We start from the raw sequence: 24,647 nt of genomic DNA on the forward strand, positions 1-24,647 counted from the left end.
GCCGATCTTGTTATATTTTTTTATTCAGCGTTTATAAAAACAGACTAACGCTAAATTCGAACTGCTCTCCGGTGTCGCGCATATAGCGCGGCGCCTTAATCGGCTGCGACCACTGCAACGTTGCCGCCCAATGTTGACCGTTAGCATTCACACCGGTAGCCCAGCCGCTTAATCGTGGGTACTTATCACCATCGATGAAAACGCTACGCACATAGCCCGTATCGAGACCAATAAATGGGCTTAGCCGCGTTAGCCAGGGGCCGCCAAAAGGTGTGGCTATATCGAGGCTGACATCGTTACGCCAATAGCCCCCACTATCACCCGATAAGCTATTCCCTTTATAACCACGCACGGTATATTGACCGCCGATACTGATTTGCTCGCTACCAAACAATTCATCTTCGCTATACTGCCCGACTAAGCGAGTGCGATACTGACCGCCAAGCTCACCGATCCTGAAGGGCTGTCGCCACTCTAGCGAGCCACCATAGCTATCAAACTGTGCCTTTGGCGCATATCGGTCACGGTTATCATCGTCATCAGGGCTATCAAAGGCATCGAGACCACGCTGATAGCTCAAAGCTGACAGCAACAACCCACCGCCAGAAAAGTATTGTTCATGATTAATGCCGAGAGAGGCTATCGCTAAGGTGCGGCTGCTATTTTGCAACAACACCCCCGCCATATAGTTTTTACTGTCTTTACGCTGCAAGCTGCCTTCGACACGCAATTTACTATCACCATCACGAGCCAGTATTCGCTGTACCGTTAGTTGCTGAGAGTTGCTAACACCGGTAGTCGTAAAGGCTCTCACATCGCTGTGCACCACAGAGGAATACTTGAACCGGCTGGCGTCAACTAACACATTCCAATAGCCCAATGGCACATCCCAGTGACCACTAACACTCTTACTCATTTTGCCGCTATTTTTATGCTTATTGTCCCCTTGATAAGACAGATAACCATAGTCATACAAGCCGAGTGGACTGTCCCAACCTAGCATCACCTGCTGTTGTATCTCGCCGGTGGAGGGTTGACCGCTGTTGTTGACCTGGCCTGTCAATTGCCATGGCTTATCTCTATCCTGCTCAATCATTACAACACTGCTGCCAGCCTCATCGCCAGGCAACAGTTGCATTGTCGCTCGATAGGAGCGAAGGCGATTGATTTGTTCCAAATTCTGCTCTAAGTCTCGTAGATTAAGCGGCTGATCGGCAACATGAAAAAACAACCCGGCAAAACCTTCTTCATCGACTTCACTGTCCACAGTATTGTCCGTCGCCCGTTTTACCGACTGCACCACCCCCTCGACAACCTCAATGGTTAGACTACCATCGGCAAGGTTTTGCTGTGGTAAGTAGGCACGACTGGTGACATATCCTTTATTAAAGTAATGCTGTGTTATAGCTTGCAGCAACTGATTCAGCTCTTTACTGCCAAGGCAACGTTGTCTGTAACTTTGCAATAATGATGAAAAGTCGCTAACTGGTAGCAGGCTCACCCCATTAAGGTCGATATCAGAAATATCAAAACAGACGTTGCTCGCCGAGTAGTCAGTCTTTGCTTGTTCTTTTTTCGGTGCCTGACGTGTACGTTCACGCTCAACATCTTGCTGCTGGCGGCGCTGCTCCAGCAAACGCTGCTGCTCCTGCTGCACTATGTGATCTGCCGGTGATGATAACGGCAACAACTCAGCCGCCTGCCCAACAATCGGTACAAGTAAAGCAAAAGCATTTACAGCAGGTAGGCGTATTTTTTTATATATTACCGACAACATAACTTCCGAGTTCATATAATTTTTATTATAAAATATAGAAAAAACGCGACTAGATCAACGACAAAGGAAAATTAGCCCTGCGTTAAAAATACTCAGCAGTGTCGATAAAAAACAACAAGATAGAATGCAAACGCTCAGACTCACCACTCAGTGACCTCAAACACCCATTGCCAACACCTTTTAAAAAAAGCCAGACATTTAAAACCTTTATTTATGACGGGTACAGGCAAAAAAAATACCTATTATTTTCCTGAGTGATAGAACAAAACTTTTTTATCAGAAGGCAAAAGTCGACGCATCAGCATCGACTAACGACAGAGAAATAGCCCAGAGATAACCAGAAAATAGACGACGCCTATGCTTGTAACTGACGTCGCTGTAGAACCCTGGCCAACCACATACCGAGTAGTTTCACAGTACACGCGGTCAGCAGGATAAAGACCGACATGGCCGCTGCCGAGGCCATATTGCCCGATTCATCGAGATGAAGAACCGCTATCGAAGCCGGTATATTACCGCTGTTATAAAGGAAGATAACCGCGCTAGTCGTGATCATTGCACTGACAAATAGATAGACAAATATATCGATTAAAACAGGCAGACTGATCGGCAGTATCACCCGCAGGATCAGCATTGGCCTCGAAATTTTCAACGATGCCGCCGCCCCTTCGAGCTCTACCGGCATGTTTTTGAAACTAGTCACACACATCAAGTGTGCGACGGAATACAGATGCACGATGGTACAGATCACCAGCAGCGCCATAGCACCGTACAAGCCATTGAATGGGTTGCTGGGCGAGGAGAAAAACATCACATAACCGATACCGAGGACCAGTCCCGGTACCGCCAGCGGCAACATCACCAACTGACCGATCAGGGCCTTCAAGAACTTAAAGCCCGCACTTCTCTCGCTCACATAGGCACCGATGAAGACAACAATGGTGCCGAAAAAAGCAGTGCAAAAGGCCAGCTGAATACTGTTAAAAAATGGCGAGAAGCCGTAGCTAGAGACCGCATCAAGATTGTAGTGGTTGAGGGTTAACGTGGTATTGAAGGGCCAAAAACTGACAAATGAGCCGTAGACCGGCATGGCAATAATCGCCAAAATGATAGCCAACACGAACCAGGTGACCACCCCCATAAAGCTGTGCACTAACGGTAACGATTGCGTCGGGGCATTGGTGGCCTGGCTATTGCCCATATTGGTCACCTTGCGCTTCAACCAGGCATCGACACTAAAGGTAATCAGTGCTGGTACTAACAGGGCGATCGCAGCGACGGCGCTCATACCAAAGTTGTGCATGCCGATGGCCAACTTATAGATGTCGGTCGCCAAGACGCTGGTTTTTCCGCCGATAATAATCGCCACACCAAAATCACAGATAGACAGCGTAAAGACGGTAATAAAGGCACTGATAATACCGAACTTTGCGCTCGGTAACGTCACCGTCATGAAGGTCTTAAACGCCGAAGTTCTCATCGCCCTCGCCGCTTCATAGAGACGGCCATCGATCTGTCGTAAGCCGGTCTGCGTCAGCAACAGCGCATGGGGGAAGCAGCAAACCACGAGGCCAATAATAATCCCCGTAGTGCCATAGATACTGGCATCGCCAATAAGTGGTTTGAGAATACCTTGATTGCCAAATAAATAGATGAGACCGATGGCCGGCAGCATCGACGGCGCTAAGATAGGCAGTAAACCAACCACCTTCATCAATCCCTTGCCGGGCAAGCAACTGCGCTGTATCACATAGGCGACGATAAAGGCGAGCGTAACAGTAATGGCGGCCACGCTGAAGCCGATCATCATCGTCGTCATAAATGAGTTAAGCAGCTCCGGTGATTGCGCATACTCGACAAAGTTATCGAGACCGATAAAATTATTACTGTTGTCGAATAAGCTGCGCGACAACAACGCGAGCAGCGGCGACATCAGCATAAATAGGCCGGCAGCGAATAACAGCAGCAGCACGGTTAATGAGAAAGATCGATCGCTGAATAGCTTCGACTTAGCTGTTATCGCAGTAGTGTTCATTATTAAAACGCCCTCAGCTTTTGTGCATCAACACGCAGATGACAGAGCTGACCAATACGCGGCAGCGACGCCAAAGCATCCGCGGCGGTATCGACGTGTAACGGTTGATTGTTATAGTTCAAGCGCAAACGAACTGTACTGCCCATAAACTCGAGGCCAACCAGCTCCGCACTCAAGTCCGCATTGGCAGCTAAGTCGAGCTGCAGGTGTTCAGGACGCAGCAGTAATTTCTTCAGACCTTCCGAATCGGCCTGTTTTATAGCCGACTCAACAACGATCTCGCGGTTGTTAAAATTAACCAGATTATTCTTTGTCGGGGCTGAAATAAAATTCGCCTCACCGATAAAATCAGCGACAAACTCATTATCTGGCTGACAGTATATTTGTTGCGGCGTACCGATCTGCTCAATAACACCGTGGTTCATCACCACGATTCTATCCGCCATCGTTAGCGCCTCTTGTTGGTCATGGGTTACCATGATGGTGGTGATTTTCAGCTCTCGCTGTAACTCTAAAATCTGCCCTCTAAGGCGATGTCGTACCTTGGCATCGAGGGCCGACAGGGGCTCGTCAAGCAACAGCATGCTCGGCGAAAGCGCTAACGCTCTGACTAAAGCTACACGCTGCTGCTGACCGCCGGACATGCTTGCCGGCAGCTTATTACTCACGTGAGACAGACCCACCTTCTCCAACCATTCCGCTGCTTGCTGCAGTGCCAACTTCTTTTTTAGGCCGCTATTGCGCAGGCCAAAGGCGACGTTCTCAATAGCCGTCAGGTTGGGGAATAAGGCATAGTTTTGAAAGACAATACCAAAGTCACGCTGCTCGGCAGGTAACTCTGTGACATCGACACCGTCTTGCAAGATAGAGCCAGTGGTTACCTCTTCGAGGCCAGCTAACATGCGTAGAAACGTTGATTTACCACAACCAGAAGGCCCTATCAGCGCAATAAATTCCCCTTCCTCGACCCTCAGGTCAAGGTTCTTTAGGGCGTTAATATTGCCGTAGTTTTTTCCGAGCTGACGGATATTTAAATATGGTTTCTTGCTCATGTTACTGACTCTACTTCTCGTGAATAAGGATAACGTCTACTAACGAACCAGTACTGGTACTACTGGCTGTAGCGGCTGCCCCACTTTTTGAGAATGCCATCTCGCTCAGACGCCATGACAGAGAAGTCATTATCGAGTTTCTTACCCGATACATCAGGGTAGTTATTAGTCGACGCCTTACCCTTTGTGTTAACGGTCTTGTTACCGACAATGGGGTAGTTCTCGTTATACATCTCGTTGGCCTTCTTGCTCAGCGACCACTCCAGCAAACGCTCACTTGCGGCCTTGTGCTTGCTACTGCTGGTGATGCCCACGGCCTCTAAGTCCCAACCGGCGTTATCAAGAACAATGACATCCAGCGGTGCCCCCTGTGTCTTCAAGATAGCGCCGCGAACAGCCAACGAAATTCCTACGACAACCTCACCGGTTGCTGCCTGTGCACAGGGCTTTGATCCCGAATGCTGATATTGCAAGACGTTCTTGTCCAGCGCATCCATGTAGGCCCAGCCTTTATCTTCACCCATGCTCTGCAACCAAGCCGATACCTGCATATAGCCGGTACCAGAAGAGGCAGGGTTAGGCATTGAAATTAAGCCCTTGTAGACCGGCTTAGTCAGGTCCTGCCAGCTGTGCGGCTCTGGAATGTTATTCTTCTTCGCCAGCGCCTTGTTGAAGCAGACAGCAGCAAACATACCATCATTACCGTACCAGGCAGGGTTCTTACTCTGGTCTTTGTAGGCATCGGTGATTTCATCGGCATTCGCCGGTGTGCTGGTCGCCATCAAACCACGATCTTTCAGCAGCTGTAGCGATGAGGCCGCTAGCCCCCAGACGACATCAGCAGGGCTATTCTTGCCCTCAGCCAGCAAACGTGAGGTGATAACACCGGTGGAGTCACGCACCCAGTGAATATCGATATCAGGATTGTCTTGCTCAAAAGCAGACTTATATTTACTCAGTAGGTCGGTTTCAAAAGCGGTGTAAACAGTTAGATCAGTTTTCGCTTGCGCTAGGCTTGGTAGCGACGTTGCCGCCATGAGTGCCGTCAACGCTAATAATTTAAAAGATTTCATACAGTCTCACTTTTTGGTCTATACCAGTTGAAGTGTGACCTATTATCCAGAGCCAGATGACAAGCAGATGACAGTAATATGAAGATTATGACTCGCCGACTAATGCCTCGAAATTACACCCCGCCCGAAAAGCAAACGGTGATCGCATCGTGACACCACCACTCAAGTTCATAGTCGATCACCTGGCCATCTAGGCCTTTATTGAGCCGCTTAATAAGTAGCGCCGACGCACCCTCCACGGTCAATAGCGCTTCGGCGATCTGCTGATTCAACGCCGTTGGGTAGAGCTGGATATCTATTTTTCCATAGGTTTTATTGAACTGCTGTTGATAGATTTCCGTCATCGAGCCATCGGTATTACAATCGAGTAAGCCGGGCACTTGATCGGCCCTGACATAACTTTCCGCACAGCACACCGCTCGATCATCAATGTAGCGCAAACGCCTTAAATAGAACACCAAGGTGTTTTCATCAACATCGAGCATAGCCGCGATAGTGGCCGTTGCGGGGACAATCCTCTTCTCTAACGTTTGCGTTTTAGGTCGACCACCGGCGGCACTCACCATCTGATGAAAGTTCGGCTCTATCGCCGGCTGATAACGTACCCGAGGTGGTGCGACAAACCAGCCGCGTCGATTAGCCCGGTAGATCAACCCCTGATCCGCGACACGCTGCAAACCATCACGCAGGGTTGCCCGGCTAACGTGGTAGCTCTCAGCCAGGAAGCGCTCACTGGGTAGTTTATCGCCCGGCTTTAACTCACCGCTTCGCAGCTGCTGTGTTAGGTCTAAAAAAATCCGCTGTCCCTGTCCAACTACAGACATCGCTGTTCTCACTGATTGCTTACTGGTTCAGTCCAGATTATATCGTCCTTGATTAAGCTGCAAGCAAAGCGTAATTAGGCGATCAAATTCTCAAGCAGTCACATATTTGACATATTCAGCGGTTATTCTTGTCGGTATTCCAATCTGGTATAGACCAGAATGACTCTAGACTGAGGTTTACGCTGATGAATAACCCCTATTTGCTCCTGACACCCGGCCCCCTGACCACCTCGAAAGCCGTGCGCGAATCGATGATGAAAGATTGGTGCACCTGGGACGATGACTATAACCACGACATCGTGCAACAGATTCGTCGCCAGCTGGTCAGGCTTGCCACCCCGCAGGCAGGTTATACCTCAGTACTCATGCAGGGCTCTGGCACCGCCTCGGTCGAAGCGGTTATCGGCTCGGCACTCAGCGATGAGCACTGCCTATTGATACTCGCCAACGGTACCTACGGCCAACGCATTGCCCAGATTGCCAACATCCTGCACATCCAACACCGACTCGTCGATGTCGGTGAGTGCAACGCCATTAGCCCCGAACACCTCACCAACGCTTTGAACGACTACCCTGAGAGCACCCACGTTGCCTTCGTCCACTGCGAAACCACCACCGGTATACTCAATCCATTAGAAGAGCTAGCCGCCATCAGCAAGCAGGCGGGCAAGACATTAATCGTCGACGCGATGAGCTCCTTCGGCGGTATTCCCCTCGACGTCGCCGCCCTCGATATCGACTTTTTAATCAGCTCGGCGAATAAGTGTATCCAGGGTGTACCCGGCTTTGGCTTTATCATCGCCAAGCAAAGCCAAATTGAAGCCTGTAAAGGCCGCGCCCGCTCACTGAGCCTCGACCTCTACGACCAATGGCAAGCAATGGAGTACGGTGGTGGCAAGTGGCGCTTCACCTCGCCTACTCACACCGTTAGAGCCTTTGCCACTGCGTTAGAAGAGCTTGCTAGCGAGGGCGGTGTCGCGCAGCGCCATCAGCGCTACCAACAAAATCAGCAGCGACTGGTTGCAGGCATGGCCGAGCTTGGCTTTCAAGCGCTAATCAATCGCGAGCAACAGTCGCCAATTATTACCGCCTTCCTATCGCCGACACATGCCGATTATGATTTTAAACTGTTCTATCAGGCACTAAAGAAACAGGGGTTCGTGATCTATCCCGGCAAGGTCTCCGACACCGACTGCTTCCGTATCGGCAACATTGGCGAGGTCTATGCTGACGATATCGAGCAGCTATTGGCAGCAATGAAGAGCGCCCTGTACTGGGAGGAAAACCATGTCGCTTAATCCAGGCTCTGCCCGCCCGCCTGCCGGATCAACGAATAGCAAACCCCTTGTCGCCGAGGGTGATATCAACAACACCGCCGCCCGCCAGCAATGGCGGGAGCAGATCAACGATGCCGGTAGCCAACAGCTGCTCGACGACGATGCCGGAGTCTTCCTGCATCAATCGATGTCCAGCCCCTGCATGAATAGCTTGAGCGGCGCGGACGGTATCTACCTCACCGACGGCGCCGGCAATCGCACCATGGATTTCCACGGCAACAACGTCCATCAGCTCGGTCACGGCCACCCCAACGTGATAAAGGCGATAGAACAACAGATGCAGGCCCTGCCCTTTAGCCCGCGTCGTTTTACCAATCAGACGGCCGTCGATTGCGCCAAGAAGATCATCGATATCTGCCCCGATGAGTTAACGCGGCTACTGTTCGCCCCCGGTGGTACCTCGGCCGTCGGCATGGCGCTAAAGTTAGCACGACTGGTCACCGGCAACGCCAAAGTCATATCACTGTGGGATGGCTTTCACGGCGCCAGCCTCGATGCCATCGCCGTCGGCGGTGAAGCGGGCTTTCGCCAGGGCCTCGGCCCCTTGATGGCCGGTGTCGAGCGCATCCCTCCCTCCTGCCGTTATCGTGGCCCCTTCGTACGTGAAGACGGTGACGACCTACACTACGCCGACTACCTCGAATACGTCATCGAGAAGGAAGGCGGCGTCGGTGCCTTTATCGCCGAAACCGTGCGCAATACCGATGTCCAGGTACCCAGCAAAGCCTACTGGCAGCGTATCCGCGAAATCTGTGACAAGCACGGCGTGATGCTAATCATTGACGAGATCCCCAACGGCATGGGTCGCTCCGGCCACTGGTTTACCTTCGAGGAATTCGGTATCTGCCCCGATATTCTCTGCATCGGTAAAGGCCTCGGTGGCGGCATCATGCCACTCGCGGCAATGATTACCCGTGAGCAGTACAACATTGCCGGCAACGTCTCGCTCGGTCACTACACCCATGAAAAATCACCGGTGAGCTGTGCCGCTGCGTTGGCGACCATTGAGACCATCGAGCAGCAACAACTGCTCAGCAAGGTCAAAGACGACGAGCAGTGGATGCGCCAGCGACTTGCCGAGATGCAGGAACGCTACCCCATCATCGGTGATGTCCGCGGCATCGGCCTACTCTGGGGCATCGAATTAGTGCTCGACCGTGACAGCAAAGAAAAGGCCAGTGCCGAGGCCGAGCGCGTGATGTATCAGTGCATGAAAAACGGCGTCAGCTTTAAAGTCTCCGCGGGCAATGTTCTGCAGCTCTCACCGCCGCTGATCATCGAACGCACACAACTGGCAGAGGCCATCGACATCGTCGAACAGGCGATTGCCTCCGTCTGCCCTCCTCAACAGCAAACTCTCACTCTCTAACTAACGGAAACACCATGAAGACAAATAAGATTGAATTACTCGTGCTCGACTGGGCCGGTACCGTCCTCGACTTTGGTTCGTTCGCCCCCACCACTATTTTTGTCGAAGCGTTTAAGACCGAATACGACTTCGACATCAGCTTAGCCGAGGCTCGCGTGCCGATGGGGCTGAGCAAGATCGACCACATTCGCAGCGTCGGTCAACTTCCCGAAGTAAAGCAACGCTGGATTGAGCGATTTGGCCAAGCGATGAACGAGGAGCAAGCACAGGCTATCTACCAAACCTTTATGCCACTACAGATCGCCAAGGTCGCCGACCACGCCGAACTGATTCCCGGCACCCTGGAAACCATCAAGTGGGCGAGAGACAACGGCATAAAAATCGGCAGCTGCTCTGGCTACCCTCAGGTTGTCATGGACAAACTGATTCCCGTGGCCGCTGCTAATGGCTATCAGCCCGACTGCATCGTCGCCAGCGACAACTTAGCGGCCGGTGCCAGGCCGGGGCCGTTTATGGCACTGGAAAACGTAATCAAGCTCGGCGTTAGCAACGTCAGCCACTGCGTTAAAATTGACGACTCAGCACCGGGTATTAGCGAGGGACTTAACGCCGGCATGTGGACCGTCGGCCTGACGCTATCGGGCAATGAAGCCGGTCTCACCCGCCAACAGTTTGAACAGGCCAGCAGCGAAGAACTTGCTGCCGCCCGAGAGCTGGCAAAAGGCAAGCTAGAACAGGCAGGCAGCCACTACCTGATCGATACCATTGCTGACTTACCTAGCGTGTTAGAAGATATCGATAGACGCTTGAGCAACGGCGAAAAGCCTTAACAAACCACTCAACGCTTAAGCAACCGACTCATATAGCCAGTTGATAATCTGCTCCTCGCTGAAACTGGCTATATCGGGGACGTCTTGCACAAAAGCCTGTCCCAGCTTTCTACTGAGCAAGTAGGATTGCTGGGCAGTGTCGGCCTGCTGCGACGACCACTCATCCAGTGCCGCCTCAATATCATCCGTCTGAGCAAGCATCTCCGCTAACGATAAGGCATTATCCACTCCTTTCATCACGCCACTGCCGGCATGCGGACGCGCCAGCGTCGCCGCATCCCCGATCAAACACACACGCTGCTGCCGATAATCAGGAAGGCAGACATCGTAGATCGGCTGCATGAAAGTATGCTCACTACTGTTAATAATACGCGCATAATAATCCGGTAGCTCTGCCGTCACCCTCTGTTTTAGCGCTTCCTCGGCCGCATTAGACATTAGCCCCGGAGGCAACGAGGCGACCTGATCATGGTCCGATTGATCACTCAGATAGTGTGACCATTGCTCCTTATCCACAGGCATATAGACCACCCAATTCACCCATCGCTCGCCAACACCGACACCCCCTTTAGGGCTAGGAACAAAGTAGAAGATACTCTGCCCCTCCCTGCGCCACACCAACGCTGTGCCCTTTTCCAGTGGCTCACTTGTCGTCAGATAACGCTCTTCGAGCACACCTCGCCAGGCAACATAGCCCGCGTAGTTTAACGGCTGCGAGGGAAACAATAGCTGACGAGCCATTGAGCGGTAGCCGTCGGCGAAGATCACCAAGTCAAACCGCTGCGAGCTATTGTCGCTAAAGACAACCTCAGAGTAATCGTCGTTATTACGAATTTCTATGCAACATTGACTATCAAAGTAGCTATTTTCAGGCACTCGGCTGCGTAGAGCCCGCCATAAATCAGACCAGTTGAACTGTTTAAAGCGAGTCTCAGGCTGCATCACATAGGGACTTCTACCGTACTCCGGCGAGGCTGAATCCTGCACATGGTACGACAACTGCTCCGTCTCAAAGCATGGGAAATCATCATCGATTAACTGTTTCTCCTTCAGCGAGTCGATCACTGTCGAGGGGATTGTGATGCCGACACCGCGGCTCTCGAGTCGCCCTGCTGATCGCTCAAAAACCTGCACATCATGCCCGGCTCGACCGAGAGCAACCGCGGCAGCACAGCCAGCGATCGAACCACCAATAATACCGATACTTAATTTTACCATGCAGAACCGCTACTCCATTGACCACCGTCTTAGCCGCCCTTCTGATATTCAATCCCAGCTACTCGAACTGAACCCCATGCTATAGGCGGCCAACGTTATTGTTTGATTATTGTGCGAGACACGATAGCGCATCAAAATAACAAAGAACAGCACACCTCCTCCTACTTATGTGTGTGCTCTCAGCGTCTCTACGGCTCCTCTCTAGAGCTGTCCCTCTCTAGAACTGCCCCTCTCTAGAACAGTAGAGCCCCACTCCCACTACAACCAAAGCTGTTTAAATCGAGTGCTCTGCTCACCACTACAGCCATAGTTTGCTATTGGTGAAGCTAACGTTGATCCAGTACCTTTTATTCATTTCTTTCACCGCTATCGCAATGAGAACCCGCATCTCATCCATTTCACTCACACTCAACGGCCGATCAACAGCCAGCAGAAAATTCACCTCAATAGTGAGCTCCCTGCCCACCGATATCATGCGTAACTTATACTCTGCGTCGTAATCATTAGCGATCGACTGGGCGATATTATCGATGGGCACCATGAACTCATCATCGACTTGGCAGAATATCATCTCTCTTGCCGCCTCAAAAAAACTGCGCAACGGGAACAGGATAAAGAAGCTCGAGGCGATCACCACCATTCCGGGGTCGGTATAGGGCACCAACCAGGCAAACTCACCGCCCGCAATCATGTAGGAAACCGTAAAGCCCAACAACACACCGAGACTTAACAAAGAGTCGCCTAACCACTGATTCTTCTCTGCCTCTAATAAGCCCGAGGCAACGCAACGACTCTTACGCTGAATGTAGCCCGTGACGACGAAGCAGCCTATCGTGGCAATCAACGCATAGATGATGGCTGGCCCCGCAGAGATTTCACGTCCACCTGCCAAGATATCGGCAACGGCAATGGTGGCTGAGAATAAACACATGCCGATTAAGGCTAACGATTTAAAGATAATCAGTAGCGGCTCAAAGTGAGCCTTGCCAAAGGGAAAGTTCAGGTCGTCCTTGTGGCACTCGATCTGCTTTTGTACCAACAGTGACAGGAAGCTTAGACCAACACAAATCAACGAATAGATACCATCGAAGATGATCATGCTCGACTCTGAAACAATGCCAAACACTACACCCAACAAGGCGAAGAACAGGGTCGCCCATATAGAGATTAACAAGACCTTTCTTTCTAACATAACGCGTTCCGTATAATCAAAGAGAGCCACCGACAGGGGATATCCGGCAGTATTGCTAGTAGTAACGATGAAAGGGGGACTAAGCCAGCTAACCGAAGGCCGCAACCCGGGCCTCCAGCAGTTTTACAACGACAATACTGCTAAAACACTACTCAGGTGAAGGTGAGGGGCCGTAATCATTGTCTTCCGCGCTCTCTTGAATGAAGAAGACAGTCAAAATAATAAAACCTATTAATGGAATAAGGGCGATCAGCTGCCACCAACCGGTCCGACCAGTATCATGCAACCGTCGCGCTGAGATACTGATATACGGCAAAAAAGTGACCAGCATATATATACCCGATAGCAGTACCGTCCCCATCAGCCAATCAATAACACAAGCCACTAAGTAGAAAATATAGTAGAACAGGATAAACATCCAAAACTCTTGACGCCGAGCCCTGCCGGTAAAGTCTGCGTACTTATTAAATGCCGCTGTGAAATACTCCACATATCCCCCTAAGTTGATTGAAATGTAATGCGATAAAAACAAACAAAAGCGCTTCTATCTATTGCCTGCTTGAGTCTTAACTAGACAGTAGTTCATTTGCACGCCAGTAGAAAGCTGCAAGCTACTGTTTATTTGTTGACATCAAGTTTATTTTAACCGACAGGGCAGATTTTCACATGAGAATAGTCAACGGCTTCCTAGGTAAGATACACTTACTTCAATAACAGGCTAACACTCATCGCAATACACACCGCCACCGTCATGTAGCGCACAAACGTTACACCTTTCTTCACAGCAAAGGCAGCACCTAGATGAGACCCAACTATTTGTCCTAGGGCCATCACCAAAGCAATCTTCCAAACGACCATGCCAGTCACAATAAACACCAACAAGGCGACTGTATTTGTCGTGAAGTTAAGTAATTTAGCATGCGCCGTGGCACGCAGTAGATCCATTGCACGTAGCTTACAATAGCTCAAGGTAAAAAAAGTGCCGGCGCCGGGACCAAAGAATCCATCATAGAAGCCCACGCCTGATACCAACAAGCCATTAAATGATTTTTCTGACAGCGTTGCCTTAGCCTTTACCTGGTCGAAGCTCTTGCTGAACAACAAATAGACTGCGATAAGAATCAGCCCATAAGGCAGGACGATCATTAGCAATTTTGCATCAAATAGCTGTAAGGCAAGCGCCCCCAAAGTAGCCCCAAGGGTAGCGGCAATAATGCCCCAAGTTTGCTGTTTGACTGATACCAAATCACGCTTAATAAAAAAACGAGTAGCGGCGAAGCCCCCGAAGCAGGCGGAGAATTTCGTCGTAGCAATAGCCTGTACTGGGCTAACGCCCGCAAACAATAGCGCAGGCAGTGTTAACAAGCCCCCACCACCCGCAATCGCATCAATAAACCCAGCAACAAAAGCAATAGCTGCCAGTATGGCAAGAATGTCCAACGTGATATCCATATAGTAACGCCTTAACAATAAAAAGTGGCGCATTATATCCGAATATAAGAAAACAATTCTCTTTTTATCTTAGGAATAAAATAGTAAAAGCACTCAATAGAAGGGAATAAAATAACCTAGCCTTCTCTTTTGATAAAGAGGATGCTTGCCCCCATCCCCACAAACAAGCCACCGCTGATACGGTGAAACCACTTTGCGTTATTGATATTTGACATCAGACCATTAGCTCGCTGTGCCAAATAACCGTAAGTTGACAGCGACAAGAATGAAAAAGTCATAAAGATAACAGTCATCAGCATAAATTGCGTAAGTACTGGGCTAGAGGTATCTAAAAACTGTGGGAAAAGAGCCGTAAAGAAAATAATTGGCTTTGGGTTTGTTGCCGCGACGAAAAAACCTTCCTTAAAGTAAGAGTCTAATGATCGATTAGCCTCCTCCGTAAGCTCAGTATTATTGAGCGTTGTTTTATTAACAGACCGAAGCTGGCGCACCCCTAAATAAATAAGATAGGCAGCACCGGTGAACTTCACCAGCGAAAATAAAGTGGACGAAGCCAAAAGAAGCGCACTGAGCCCGCCAGCAGATAATATGGACAGGAACATTAAGCCAATAATATTCCCTAAAGCAGACACCACAACGACCTTGCTGCCATTCACCGCACCATTATAAATGGCCAAGAAAACAGCAGGACCAGGGCTGATGACACAAAGAAAACAAACGAAAACATAAGCAAACAATACGTCCGCACTCATAAATACCTCGACAGGAAACTAAGCTTTCATTATTTTAATGCGCCACATCATACAGTAAAAACAAGCCAGCTAGGGAAAAAACTAAAAAAGCTTATTTTTGCTGTCAAAAGCAGAGATATTATCTATCGGCATATCAACAAGACCAACATGACTAACATCTAATCTATGCTCTGTTTTTTTTCCCTTTATTTTTACCCAGTAAATAACCAATATAGAAGGGTACAAAGAACAGAACTAAAATCAGCAACAGTAGTGCCGCCACCACGATGACAATGAGGCTTTTTAACTCTTCAATCGTGGTGCGAATCAGCCTGTCAGAGATAGCCTCGGCATCGGTTAAAATTTGCGCTCGCTCTTCGCTGACCATCACGCCCAAGGCCTGACGCTGCTCTGTAAGCAACTCTGCTAACGCCAACCGCTCCTCGGTCAGCTCGGCAGTAAACTCTGCCATAATTGGCGAGAATTCTTCGCCAAAAGTCTCTGCGATACGCTTTACGCGCTCAGGGTTGTCTTCCGTTAAGTCAGCCAACTGGGCAGCCGTTTTCTGAATACTCCCCAACAACTGCGAGAGCTGTCCATCCTTCAAACCAGAGCGCAAATTGAGCATCTCTAGCTTCCAAGCGATGCTCTTCGAGGCCTGGGCGGTGCTCAGATCAACTCGATCAGAGATGTCCGACATCACCTGTGGCAGCGTCCCGACATTGGAATTAGCATCAGCGAGCGACAGGCCCTGGTACTGATACCATTGCGCAATAATACTGCCGCGCTTGAAACTCATGTTTTCCGGCTCATCTTGGCTCAGCTGTTGATCGATAAAGCCCGACGCCTTGCTGTATTCCTTCTCGGTTAAAATCGCCTTCGAGAGCGCCTTAAACTGCGTCAACAGCTCCGTAACCGCCGGGGTAATGTCCTGCTCTGTCCCCTTGAAGAACTCATTGGCCGCGTCCGAGCTAAAGTACAGTTTCTGCTCGGCAATCAACAACCACATATCAATAATCACGATCATCGGATCCGACTGCAGGGCCGCAGAAACTGCCGCCTGATCACTCGACAGCTTCCAGTACAGAACTGACACCTTCACATCGATATCATCAGTGCCTTCGACGATCTCATCAGCCACCTGCTCAATTGTCTCTGAGTAGATTGGCAGGAAGTCTCGCGTCAGCTTGCGCATGTTCATCTGTTGATCGGTCAACGGCTCCGCTGGATTCTCAATCTTTACGTCCAGCAGCGAGCAGGCACTCAACGTCGTCAGCAGGGCAAAAACTAAGAGGGTTTGAGTCAGTGTACGCATGGGAGTCCCTGATATATTGTTGGTGATACAGCCTGTAACAGCCCGACAATATAAACCTTACGATAACGCCTGAATAGCCGCAATACAGAATAATCAGCCGCAATATAATCATCGTCAACTTTATTGTTGATTGACCACGCTTAAGGCTCGGCCAAAGAGCAAGCATAGCACTCGCTCACTCTAACCGGCAGCAACCTCCCCAACATTGCCGCCCGTGCAGCCCACACACTCAACTGACAGCTTTTTGCTGTTACTATATCTTTTCTCGAAGCACATCGATCAGCTTGCTTTCGGCGTAATCGCCAAAACCACTATCGACAACAGCCTGAAAACCTTCGACAGCCACCGGCCCAAGCTTCGCCTCCTGCCTATCGATAGCGCCTTATTGACCGTCAGACTATGCCTCGCCACTAGTGAATATGCAGTAAAAGATAGCTCTCTACCGGTGAATATCGACTCGTTACTGTGACGATAAAACGCTACTTTCTACTCGACATTGACATTATTTTTATCGAACAAAAAAACTCCGGAATAAGCAACATCCAGCTAATACGCACCGCCTTACATTAAGCGTTCAAAACGATTGCCACAAAAAACAACAATAACGGTAACGTGATAAAGGCCTTCCTGGCCTCTCGACACCGAGAACTTTTAACCGCGAGAAAATAACGCCAACTTAAGCGGTACTGGCTCGCCGAGCCACTGCGCATGCTCGGTGTGATCGGCAAGTTCATCCTGTGTCAGCGGATGCACAAGAATAGATAGACCCGCACGGTTGAGCTCAAGCCATGTAGTAAATTCCGCAAAATCCTGTCGCTGAAAAATGATTTGGCAGCTCCACTTAAGATGAGGGCCGACCAATTTCTCATGAAACCTGCCGACCTTCAGAGCGAAACGCCGCCCCACCTCCTCGCACAACGCCCTCGCACTTTCCCGCGTCGCTTGATCAAAGTAGATATGCGCATGATAGTGCTGATGCGTATTCATCAATCCCAGAATCTCACTCATCTTTTATCGCTCGCAGTGTTCTTTATTATTCGATAGCACACTTCACCAGCAACACCGACTATACGACGGGCTCAGCACTGGCATAGCGCGCCAAAGTCTCGAGACAGGCTAACGCCCTCTCGGCATCCTGCGCCGGCACGAAGATATGGTCGTGGTAGAAGGCCGCCACCACATTAGCACTAATATTTTCCTCAGCGAGACTAGTCGCCACTGCCGCCGTCAACCCTACGGCCTCAAGACTCGAGTGTACCGTTAGGCTAAGACACTTAAAGACACCGGTGTATTCGACATCATGCTGATCCGCCTTACGACGAGGAATCACCACTGTCAGCCCTTCTTGCTCCTGAAAGGTGGCAATGGGCTGCAAGCAGAGCACGACCTCCAGATCGGCATCGAACAACGAGCCAAAGACAAACTCCTCTTCGACCAGCTCTGGCGTCATCGTTGCGATAAGCTTATTAATATTCTTTTCACCCGACACACACACCCCCTGCTACATGAGCAATACTTCAATAGACTACGGCATCGCACCGACTAATAAATCACTTATGCGAGCAGCGCTGTCAATCGCCCATTAACGACAACAGCCCTGCTCAGCTCTATTTAACCAGGTGTATCCCATCTTTCTCGATGGTGATTATGCGCTGTTTGTACAGACCGCCGATTGCCTTCTTAAACGCCGCCTTACTCATACCAAACAAGGCGGATATTTCCTGTGGTGACGACTTATCGTGCACCGGCAAAAAACCATTGCGCTTCTCTAGCTCGCGCATAATAGTGCGGGCATACTTGTCACGTGTTTCCTGACCACCGGCAAGCGTCAAGTTAATACGACCGTCGGGACGGATCTCCTTGATAAAGGCGACTTTTCGGTCACCGAAGCTCAATCGTTCGAAAACATCACTACTGTGCAGGACACCCCAGATATGATTGTTGACGATCGCACGATGGCCAAGATCGGTGCTATTGGCGACGATGATATTGACCTTCTGCTTCGGCTTGTAGCGGTGTGACTGATCATCGACGATGTACTTCTCAATCTTCGACGAGGCACTAATACGGCCACTGTTATCAAGGTAGAGGTAGACTAAATAAGAACCGCCCACTTGCATCGGCTTGTGTTGTTCACCGAAGGGCACCAACACATCTTTATCCACCCCCCAATCAAGAAACGCCCCAACCTCGGTGCAATCGACCACTTTCAGATAGGCAAACTCACCCACCTGCGCTCTCGGCTTCTGCGTCGTCGCCACATAGCGATCCTGTGAGTCAAGGTAGATGAACACCTTCAACTCATCACCGACCTTAACGTTTTCACGCAGGTAACGGCGCGGCACGAGTACTTCGCCTAGGTCTTTAGCATCGACATAGGCGCCAAAATCGACCAGTTTGACGACTTCGAGCGTATAAGAACGGCCAACTTTAATCATGCAACAACCTCAGCGGTGGGGATCGGAAAACAGAGCGCGGGATTATACACCGCTGGCGAAGGCTTAGCGATAAGGCCTCACCACAGCATAGCCTGTTCTATCACAAGAAGGCGACAGACAGGCTATATTGCCGTGTGGTGGAACGCTATTAGAGCTGAACAGTCGGAATCAAATCACTATTACGACTGACCTTACGGGCATGGCGCAGCAGGGCGTAATAACCACCCGCCAAGGCAAGCAACATCGCCGCCACCCAGGCCAAAGACTCCTCTGGTCGACTGCCGACGCGTGCCAGCTGATAAAAAATAACCGCAATAGTATAGGCCGACAGCGTATTCCAGGCCGCACTGTAAGCCGCCCAATAACCGCCGGCCTCCTTATAAATCGCACCCAGTGTTGCCACGCAAGGCATGTACAGCAAGACAAACAATAGGTAAGCGAAGGCTGCGGCCTGGCCATCGAACATCTGGCGCATCAACACCAGCGTCGACAACTCGACTTCCTGCTCCTCTGCCGCCGCCGCCTGATCACTCACATCGCCGACACTGAGGCCCAGAGGGTCACCAAGGTTATCCATCACATCGACGAGATTGCTGCCAATACTTGCCACCGCTTCACCGAACTGAGCTGGGCCATCGAAGGGCTCCGCCTCAACCGCCGCACCACCGGCCTGCTGTCGTGCTACTTCGCCGTACAGTGTATCCAAAGTACCGACGACCACCTCTTTGGCAAAGACGCCGGTAAATACACCAACCGCCGCAGGCCAGTTATCCTCTTTCATGCCCATCGGTTCGAACAGCGGCACGATGGATTTACCGATCGCCGACAGCGCCGATTGCTCCGTATCTTGGTTGCCGAAGCTGCCATCAGTGCCGATCGAGTTGACGAAGTTGAGACAGACCACCACGATAACGATCGCCTTACCCGCCCGCATCACAAAACCCTTCAAGCGCTGCCAAGTCAGTATGCAAATCCCCTTCATGGTCGGCATATGGTAGGCCGGCAGCTCCATAATAAACGGCGCACGCTCACCGGACAGCAGGTGCTTGCGTAACAACAAGCCGCACACCACAGCCAGCGCCATACCAATAAAATAGAGGCCAAAGGCGATATTCTGGCCATTTTGGGGGAAAAAGGCCGCCGCAAACAACGCATAGACGGTCAGGCGAGCACCACAGGACATGAACGGTGCCATCAACGTCGTCAGTAGTCGATCACTGGCACTATCGAGCGTTCGTGCCGACATCACCGAGGGGACGTTGCAACCAAAACCAACGATCAACGGCACGAAGGCCTTTCCTGGCAAGCCCAAACGCTGCATCAGCCGGTCGACGATAAATGCCGCCCGCGCCATATAACCAAAGTCCTCGAGAAACGACAGGCAGAAAAACAGCATGGCGATAAGGGGAATAAACGAAGCCACGAGCTGCATACCGCCGCCGACGCCATCGGCTAAGATTGCAATCAACCAAGCCGGTAAACCGACCGCTGTCATCGCCATACGAGGGTATTCAACAAATAAGGCGTTGGCACTGATATCAAAGAAATCGATGAAGGCACTGCCGACGTTGATCGTCAGCGTGAACATCAGGTACATCACCCCGAGAAAGAGCGGGAAGGCCAGCCACTTATTCAACAATACATCATCGAATCGCTCGGAATAGGTCTTCTTCGGTGGCTCAAGCCGCACCGACTGCTCGGCGATAGTGGTAATCGTCGCGTAGCGCGCCTTGATCACCGCAAGGCTGATGTCTCCCTCCATCACTCGACGACAGTCAGCCAGTAATACTTGCCCTCGCTCGCCGGTTAGAGACAGATAACGCTGTTCCGCCTGGGCATCGCCCTCCATCATCGCGCCGATTAGCAACCGGTTACGACTGCGGCGCTGTACCTCTGTTTGTGGCTCACTGGCTGCATTGTCCTGTGCCGACTCAGTAAGGGGTGCCGCTAAGAGCGCCATCTGCTCTTCGACCAGTGCACCGAGATGAAAGCTCCCCTCCTCACCGCGCTCGAGGTAATGCTGCATCACATCTAACAGCCCATCTATACCGTCGTTACGACTAGCGATGACAGGCACCACGGGGCAGCCTAAGTTTTTACTGAGCGCAATAGGATCGATGTGCACGCCATGCTTATCGGCCACATCCATCATATTCAGTGCCACCACCACCGGGATGCCGCTGTTCATCAGCTGCGTCGTCATATACAGCCCACGCTCAATGCTCGAGGCGTCAACGATGTTCAGCAGTAGATCGGCCTCACCGGAGTGCACGTATTGCTGCGCGACTTGCTCATCGAGTGAATCGACATCGGCACCCGCATGCAGTGAGTATGTGCCGGGAAGGTCGACGAGGGTGAAGTCGGTACCGGCATGATTAAAACGTCCCTCTTTTTTCTCGACGGTGACACCGGGCCAATTACCCACACGTTGACGCGTACCGGTCAACGCATTAAACAGTGTCGTCTTACCGCTATTGGGGTTACCGACGAGGGCGATGGTAGCCTGCTGCATTCTTACTTCTCCACCGCTTCAATTCGCTCAACTTTCACCACTGCGGCCTCATCGCGACGCAAACTCAGGCTAAAGCCTCGTACCCGTATCTCAATAGGATCTCCAAGGGGCGCGCTGCGCACCACGCGAAACTCGCAACCGGGGGTGAGTCCCAAGCACATGAGTTTGCGACGATAAGACACTGCATCCTGGTCATAACCAACGATACGACCCAAGTTGCCCACCGCCAACTCAGCGAGTGGTATAGTTTGTAGTGATATAGCGGCATTCATAATCAATCTCCGACAGCAAACAGATATTGGCGATAATGGTAATGATTCTCATCCTCGTTATACAGCGCTACATCAAACATCCGTCTTCTTTACTAGAAATTAATTTTTAGAACAGGTTCGGATAATTTTGCCAGTAATTCTGGTAGCGGTCACTTTGCCAGTGGCGATAGACGTAATCCCAGTCAAGCGACTCAATACGCCAACCGTGGTGCGGCTCTAAGTTGGTAAAGAAAACAGGGGCACCATAATCACAAAAACGCGTATCGATACTAAGCCGCGCCGCGCTCTCCGCCGTGTTCGGTTCCGCCTTATGTACACAACAAGAATGAAAGATAATGACATCGCCTTGCTGCATATTCGATACATGCCAGGTGGTCTCATGATCATAAACTTCGCACTGTACACCACCCACACCCTGTGCTTCGAAAACCGGGCGCACGCCATCAAGGTGTGAATAGGGCAACATCTTCAACCGCCCCATCTCTTCCGTCATATCGTGTAACGCTACCCAGATCCCCGCCATCGTCGGACCAGCATGATGGGAATGGGCGTCTTGATGTGGTGGAGTCTCATACCCTTGCTTACGCGGTGTCGCCATCCGCGCCATCTTCATCGGGTAGACGAAAACCTCGCCACCACTGACCACCCGCATCAAATCAGTAATGTCATCCTCGTGGAAAAAGCTGTGGAAAGATTCCAGCGCTTGAATTTTAGGATAAACCTCATCCCAGACAGGGTCTGTTTCAAAGAAAGGCTCGCCCATTAACGCCGGTAACTTAGTTTTTTTATCGCACACAATATGCGGTGACAACACCTCTAGAAACTGCTCCATCAAACGCTGACACTTCTCATCGGCGACGTATTTTTTAAAATGCAAATACCCGTACTCTTGAAAGCGAGCACGCAATACCACCGGATCCTCGCCCCACAAAGAAACCACCAAAGGCTTGTTATTAGTCAATTTTCTCACCCTTTATCGAGACCAGAACACCATTAACGGTGCCCAACGTTTATTGTTCGCCGGCTAAAATACCGCTTCAAAGTCAAAAAAACCACCTCGCAGACAAACAATAATTTTAGATACCTAAAGATTTAAGATATTTAGGCACTTTAAAAACGCTCATTCCAGGAAAAAATTGACCATACGCAAAAACCACAACATCACCACGTAACATCCCTTGCTATACTTAATAAAATGTATACATTGCCCCTACCTTTCATCCTCCCTTCGCCCCATGGCGACTTACTTCACGAGGAAAGCTCTCATGATTTCACTGCTATTCACCCTGTTTTTTATTGCCCAAGTGCTGACACTTAAAGGCAAAGAAAAAGCCGCGTTATACACCTCCTTTTTCGCTCTCGTTATCAGCTTATTCTGGCTAATACATCATTCAACAGATCAACTCAGCATTCTGCTTTAAAGGAGTAAGTGCTATGCCAAATATTTACCGTCAGTTAAACGCTATCGGCCTACTCGCCGTCACTGCAATTCTCGGCTTCGCCTTCATCGCTCAATTTGTTGATCACGAACTTCCCTGCCCGCTTTGTCTATTACAACGTGTTGGTTTTGTCGGTGTTATGGCCGGCTTATTCATGAACGTCAGCCTGGGCAACAAACCTGTGCACTACAGCCTAGCAACTCTCGCCGCCATCTTTGGCGCTGTTGCCGCGCTGCGTCAAACCAGCCTACACGTCCTACCGGGCACACCTGCTTACGGCTCTGACTTCTTCAGCCTGCACTTTTACACTTGGGCATTCATCTGCTTCATGATTATCATCTTCGGCCTCGCGATCGTCAGTGCTTGCCGAGCGCAATACGATAATATCGAAGGCTTCATTCCCTTTAAGCAGCAGAGCACACTTGCCAAGATCGCACTGATCGCAGCCGTCGCTGTCGTACTGCTCAACGCTCTCGCCACCTTCGCAGAGTGTGGACCGCTACAGTGCCCAGATAACCCAATACAATATTGGTTGTTTAACCTGTAGACTAGCGCTTTAACGGCTTTAACGGCTTTAACGGTCGTACAACGCACTAAAAAGCCCTGCGGCAGTGATGCCCCAGGGCTTTCTTATAATAAGACAAGAGAAACTATGGGCCCGATCGTCACTCAACTTGCTCACCGAAAGCTCGCTATTGCCACACAGATTCAGCCATTAATGCGACGTGCCTATCTACATGAAGCCAAGATCATTGGCGTCGAAGACTTCCCGCCTCTGCACAGAACTGTCAGCGATATTCAGCAAGCCGACACACTCTTCTACGGCGCCTGGCAGCAACAACAATTAGCCGCCGTCATCGAGTTCGAAGAGACAGAGCAACAGCTCAATATTGACAGTCTAGTCGTCGAGCCAGATTGTTTCCGCCAAGGCCTCGCCAGCCAGTTACTGACACTGAGCCGACAGCTCGCCGGCGGTCGCCCCCTACATGTTGAGACCTCCGCCAACAATATACCGGCGATCGCACTCTATCAAAGGCATGGATTCACACGCTATCGACAGTGGTCTATGAGCCCGCAGATCGATTTAGTCGCACTCACTACCGAGCCAATAGCACAGCCAGCGCTAGCCTAAGTGGATACAACTAAGCGTCCGATGCGATCTGCTGTTGCATAAACGTCACCACCTCGGTCGTCAACGCCGCCTTTGAAAGATAGTGTTTAACGCCATCTTTCTGCTCGAGTAGCACCCCCCTGTTCGTCTCCAATACGCGCTGCAGCTCCGACCAAGCCACGCTCTGCTCAACGTGAGACGAATGTATATGTACCCCGTTATCATCAACGGTCAACGATACTGTACTCCCTGCAGATCGCCCGAGCATCTGCCGCGCCACCCACCAACCGCGCCGATAATACACACTGGCAGCCTCCAGAGCTGCTAACGACAATACAATAGCCACCACATACCCGTCGACACCGATCATCATCATCACCACTGCCACCAGCAGAAACAGCGCCGCTTTGAGGTAATTATTTTTTTGGCTAACGCCAGCATTTGACTCTTCAAAACATTCGGTAAAATGTGCCTTGTCGAGAACAAAGCTCGCTTGGTAATCCATGATTAATCGACAGCCTATTGTGTAGATGCAGTTAAATAGAAACAGGGGCGTAAATACAACGGCGCTATACCAGTATATTAACGCAGCTGAATATAGCAGTTATTCAAGGGAATCGCGCTATTATTGTCGCCGGCTAACGGCGCTATCGTCGTAATATTCTCATGC

At 50.6% G+C, this 24,647-nt stretch carries 25 protein-coding genes; 7 read left to right on the plus strand and 18 right to left on the minus strand.

Annotated elements, in window-relative coordinates:
* Positions 1-31 precede the first annotated feature (31 nt).
* The 5 genes from EDC56_RS04695 to EDC56_RS04715 all read right to left on the minus strand — a co-directional run bounded on the left by EDC56_RS04695 (position 32) and on the right by EDC56_RS04715 (position 6,761).
* Positions 32-1,777, minus strand: a complete 1,746-nt coding sequence (locus EDC56_RS04695) for a ShlB/FhaC/HecB family hemolysin secretion/activation protein (protein WP_211333560.1) — start codon at positions 1,775-1,777, stop codon at positions 32-34.
* Positions 1,778-2,132: 355 nt separating this feature from the next.
* Positions 2,133-3,812, minus strand: coding sequence for a putative 2-aminoethylphosphonate ABC transporter permease subunit (locus EDC56_RS04700; RefSeq protein WP_123711329.1), 1,680 nt, complete (start codon positions 3,810-3,812; stop codon positions 2,133-2,135).
* Between the two features lie 2 nt (positions 3,813-3,814).
* A complete protein-coding gene (locus EDC56_RS04705) occupies positions 3,815-4,864 on the minus strand; it encodes an ABC transporter ATP-binding protein (protein ID WP_123711330.1) in 1,050 nt (349 codons plus the stop codon).
* Positions 4,865-4,923: 59 nt separating this feature from the next.
* The gene (locus tag EDC56_RS04710; protein ID WP_123711331.1) at positions 4,924-5,937 is read right to left on the minus strand and encodes a putative 2-aminoethylphosphonate ABC transporter substrate-binding protein; all 1,014 of its coding nucleotides are present in this window, start codon (positions 5,935-5,937) and stop codon (positions 4,924-4,926) included.
* Between the two features lie 113 nt (positions 5,938-6,050).
* A complete protein-coding gene (locus EDC56_RS04715) occupies positions 6,051-6,761 on the minus strand; it encodes a UTRA domain-containing protein (RefSeq protein WP_123711332.1) in 711 nt (236 codons plus the stop codon).
* Between the two features lie 185 nt (positions 6,762-6,946).
* Here EDC56_RS04715 and phnW point away from each other — a divergent pair, with 185 nt between their 5' ends.
* Genes phnW through phnX form a run of 3 tightly spaced genes read left to right on the plus strand, consistent with a single transcriptional unit; the run spans position 6,947 to position 10,297 of the window.
* On the plus strand, positions 6,947-8,059 hold the full coding sequence (phnW, locus tag EDC56_RS04720; RefSeq protein ID WP_123711333.1) for a 2-aminoethylphosphonate--pyruvate transaminase: 1,113 nt from the start codon (positions 6,947-6,949) through the stop codon (positions 8,057-8,059).
* The gene (locus tag EDC56_RS04725; RefSeq protein WP_123711334.1) at positions 8,049-9,467 is read left to right on the plus strand and encodes an aspartate aminotransferase family protein; all 1,419 of its coding nucleotides are present in this window, start codon (positions 8,049-8,051) and stop codon (positions 9,465-9,467) included. Before phnW ends, EDC56_RS04725 begins: the two co-directional genes overlap by 11 nt.
* 14 nt (positions 9,468-9,481) lie before the next feature.
* Positions 9,482-10,297, plus strand: a complete 816-nt coding sequence (gene phnX / locus EDC56_RS04730; RefSeq protein WP_123711335.1) for a phosphonoacetaldehyde hydrolase — start codon at positions 9,482-9,484, stop codon at positions 10,295-10,297.
* A gap of 15 nt (positions 10,298-10,312) precedes the next feature.
* Here the strand turns inward: phnX and EDC56_RS04735 are convergent, their stop codons facing one another.
* From EDC56_RS04735 to EDC56_RS04760, 6 genes are all read right to left on the minus strand, one after another.
* Complete coding sequence (locus tag EDC56_RS04735; protein ID WP_123711336.1) at positions 10,313-11,515, minus strand: FAD binding domain-containing protein; 1,203 nt, start codon at positions 11,513-11,515, stop codon at positions 10,313-10,315.
* Positions 11,516-11,813: 298 nt separating this feature from the next.
* The gene (locus EDC56_RS04740) at positions 11,814-12,707 is read right to left on the minus strand and encodes a cation diffusion facilitator family transporter (protein ID WP_148059311.1); all 894 of its coding nucleotides are present in this window, start codon (positions 12,705-12,707) and stop codon (positions 11,814-11,816) included.
* Positions 12,708-12,855: 148 nt separating this feature from the next.
* Positions 12,856-13,197: a DUF805 domain-containing protein gene (locus tag EDC56_RS04745; RefSeq protein ID WP_123711338.1), complete on the minus strand. Its 342-nt coding sequence runs from the start codon at positions 13,195-13,197 to the stop codon at positions 12,856-12,858.
* A gap of 212 nt (positions 13,198-13,409) precedes the next feature.
* Positions 13,410-14,159, minus strand: a complete 750-nt coding sequence (locus EDC56_RS04750) for a TSUP family transporter (RefSeq protein WP_162844077.1) — start codon at positions 14,157-14,159, stop codon at positions 13,410-13,412.
* 116 nt (positions 14,160-14,275) lie between these two features.
* Positions 14,276-14,911, minus strand: coding sequence for a LysE family translocator (locus EDC56_RS04755; RefSeq protein WP_123711340.1), 636 nt, complete (start codon positions 14,909-14,911; stop codon positions 14,276-14,278).
* A gap of 163 nt (positions 14,912-15,074) precedes the next feature.
* Entirely contained in the window at positions 15,075-16,205 is a 1,131-nt protein-coding gene (locus EDC56_RS04760) for a hypothetical protein (protein ID WP_123711341.1), read from the minus strand.
* A 244-nt stretch (positions 16,206-16,449) separates the two neighbouring features.
* Between EDC56_RS04760 and EDC56_RS04765 the strand changes: the two genes are divergently transcribed.
* Entirely contained in the window at positions 16,450-16,674 is a 225-nt protein-coding gene (locus EDC56_RS04765) for a hypothetical protein (RefSeq protein ID WP_148059312.1), read from the plus strand.
* 182 nt (positions 16,675-16,856) lie between these two features.
* On the opposite strand, the gene EDC56_RS04770 is transcribed toward EDC56_RS04765, so the two are convergent.
* The 6 genes from EDC56_RS04770 to EDC56_RS04795 form a co-directional block, all read right to left on the minus strand.
* Positions 16,857-17,213, minus strand: coding sequence for a DOPA 4,5-dioxygenase family protein (locus EDC56_RS04770; protein WP_123711343.1), 357 nt, complete (start codon positions 17,211-17,213; stop codon positions 16,857-16,859).
* Positions 17,214-17,271: 58 nt separating this feature from the next.
* Complete coding sequence (locus EDC56_RS04775; protein ID WP_123711344.1) at positions 17,272-17,694, minus strand: ACT domain-containing protein; 423 nt, start codon at positions 17,692-17,694, stop codon at positions 17,272-17,274.
* Between the two features lie 118 nt (positions 17,695-17,812).
* Positions 17,813-18,643: a CvfB family protein gene (locus tag EDC56_RS04780; protein ID WP_123711345.1), complete on the minus strand. Its 831-nt coding sequence runs from the start codon at positions 18,641-18,643 to the stop codon at positions 17,813-17,815.
* A gap of 148 nt (positions 18,644-18,791) precedes the next feature.
* Positions 18,792-21,155, minus strand: a complete 2,364-nt coding sequence (gene feoB / locus EDC56_RS04785) for a Fe(2+) transporter permease subunit FeoB (RefSeq protein ID WP_123711346.1) — start codon at positions 21,153-21,155, stop codon at positions 18,792-18,794.
* 2 nt (positions 21,156-21,157) lie between these two features.
* The gene (locus tag EDC56_RS04790; RefSeq protein WP_123711347.1) at positions 21,158-21,427 is read right to left on the minus strand and encodes a FeoA family protein; all 270 of its coding nucleotides are present in this window, start codon (positions 21,425-21,427) and stop codon (positions 21,158-21,160) included.
* A gap of 106 nt (positions 21,428-21,533) precedes the next feature.
* Complete coding sequence (locus EDC56_RS04795) at positions 21,534-22,388, minus strand: phytanoyl-CoA dioxygenase family protein (protein ID WP_123711348.1); 855 nt, start codon at positions 22,386-22,388, stop codon at positions 21,534-21,536.
* Positions 22,389-22,692: 304 nt separating this feature from the next.
* Between EDC56_RS04795 and EDC56_RS20055 the strand changes: the two genes are divergently transcribed.
* The 3 genes from EDC56_RS20055 to EDC56_RS04805 all read left to right on the plus strand — a co-directional run bounded on the left by EDC56_RS20055 (position 22,693) and on the right by EDC56_RS04805 (position 23,998).
* On the plus strand, positions 22,693-22,848 hold the full coding sequence (locus EDC56_RS20055; RefSeq protein ID WP_425452452.1) for a DUF5993 family protein: 156 nt from the start codon (positions 22,693-22,695) through the stop codon (positions 22,846-22,848).
* 13 nt (positions 22,849-22,861) lie between these two features.
* Positions 22,862-23,413: a disulfide bond formation protein B gene (locus tag EDC56_RS04800; protein WP_123711349.1), complete on the plus strand. Its 552-nt coding sequence runs from the start codon at positions 22,862-22,864 to the stop codon at positions 23,411-23,413.
* 105 nt (positions 23,414-23,518) lie between these two features.
* Positions 23,519-23,998 (plus strand): GNAT family N-acetyltransferase, encoded by a 480-nt coding sequence (locus tag EDC56_RS04805; RefSeq protein WP_123711350.1) that lies wholly within the window; start codon positions 23,519-23,521, stop codon positions 23,996-23,998.
* Positions 23,999-24,008: 10 nt separating this feature from the next.
* Here EDC56_RS04805 and EDC56_RS04810 read toward each other — a convergent pair whose 3' ends face one another.
* On the minus strand, positions 24,009-24,482 hold the full coding sequence (locus EDC56_RS04810; RefSeq protein ID WP_123711351.1) for a YcxB family protein: 474 nt from the start codon (positions 24,480-24,482) through the stop codon (positions 24,009-24,011).
* Positions 24,483-24,647: the final 165 nt, after the last annotated feature.

Origin of the sequence: Sinobacterium caligoides (genome assembly GCF_003752585.1) — a bacterium.
Classification (GTDB): Bacteria; Pseudomonadota; Gammaproteobacteria; order Pseudomonadales; family Sinobacteriaceae; genus Sinobacterium; species Sinobacterium caligoides.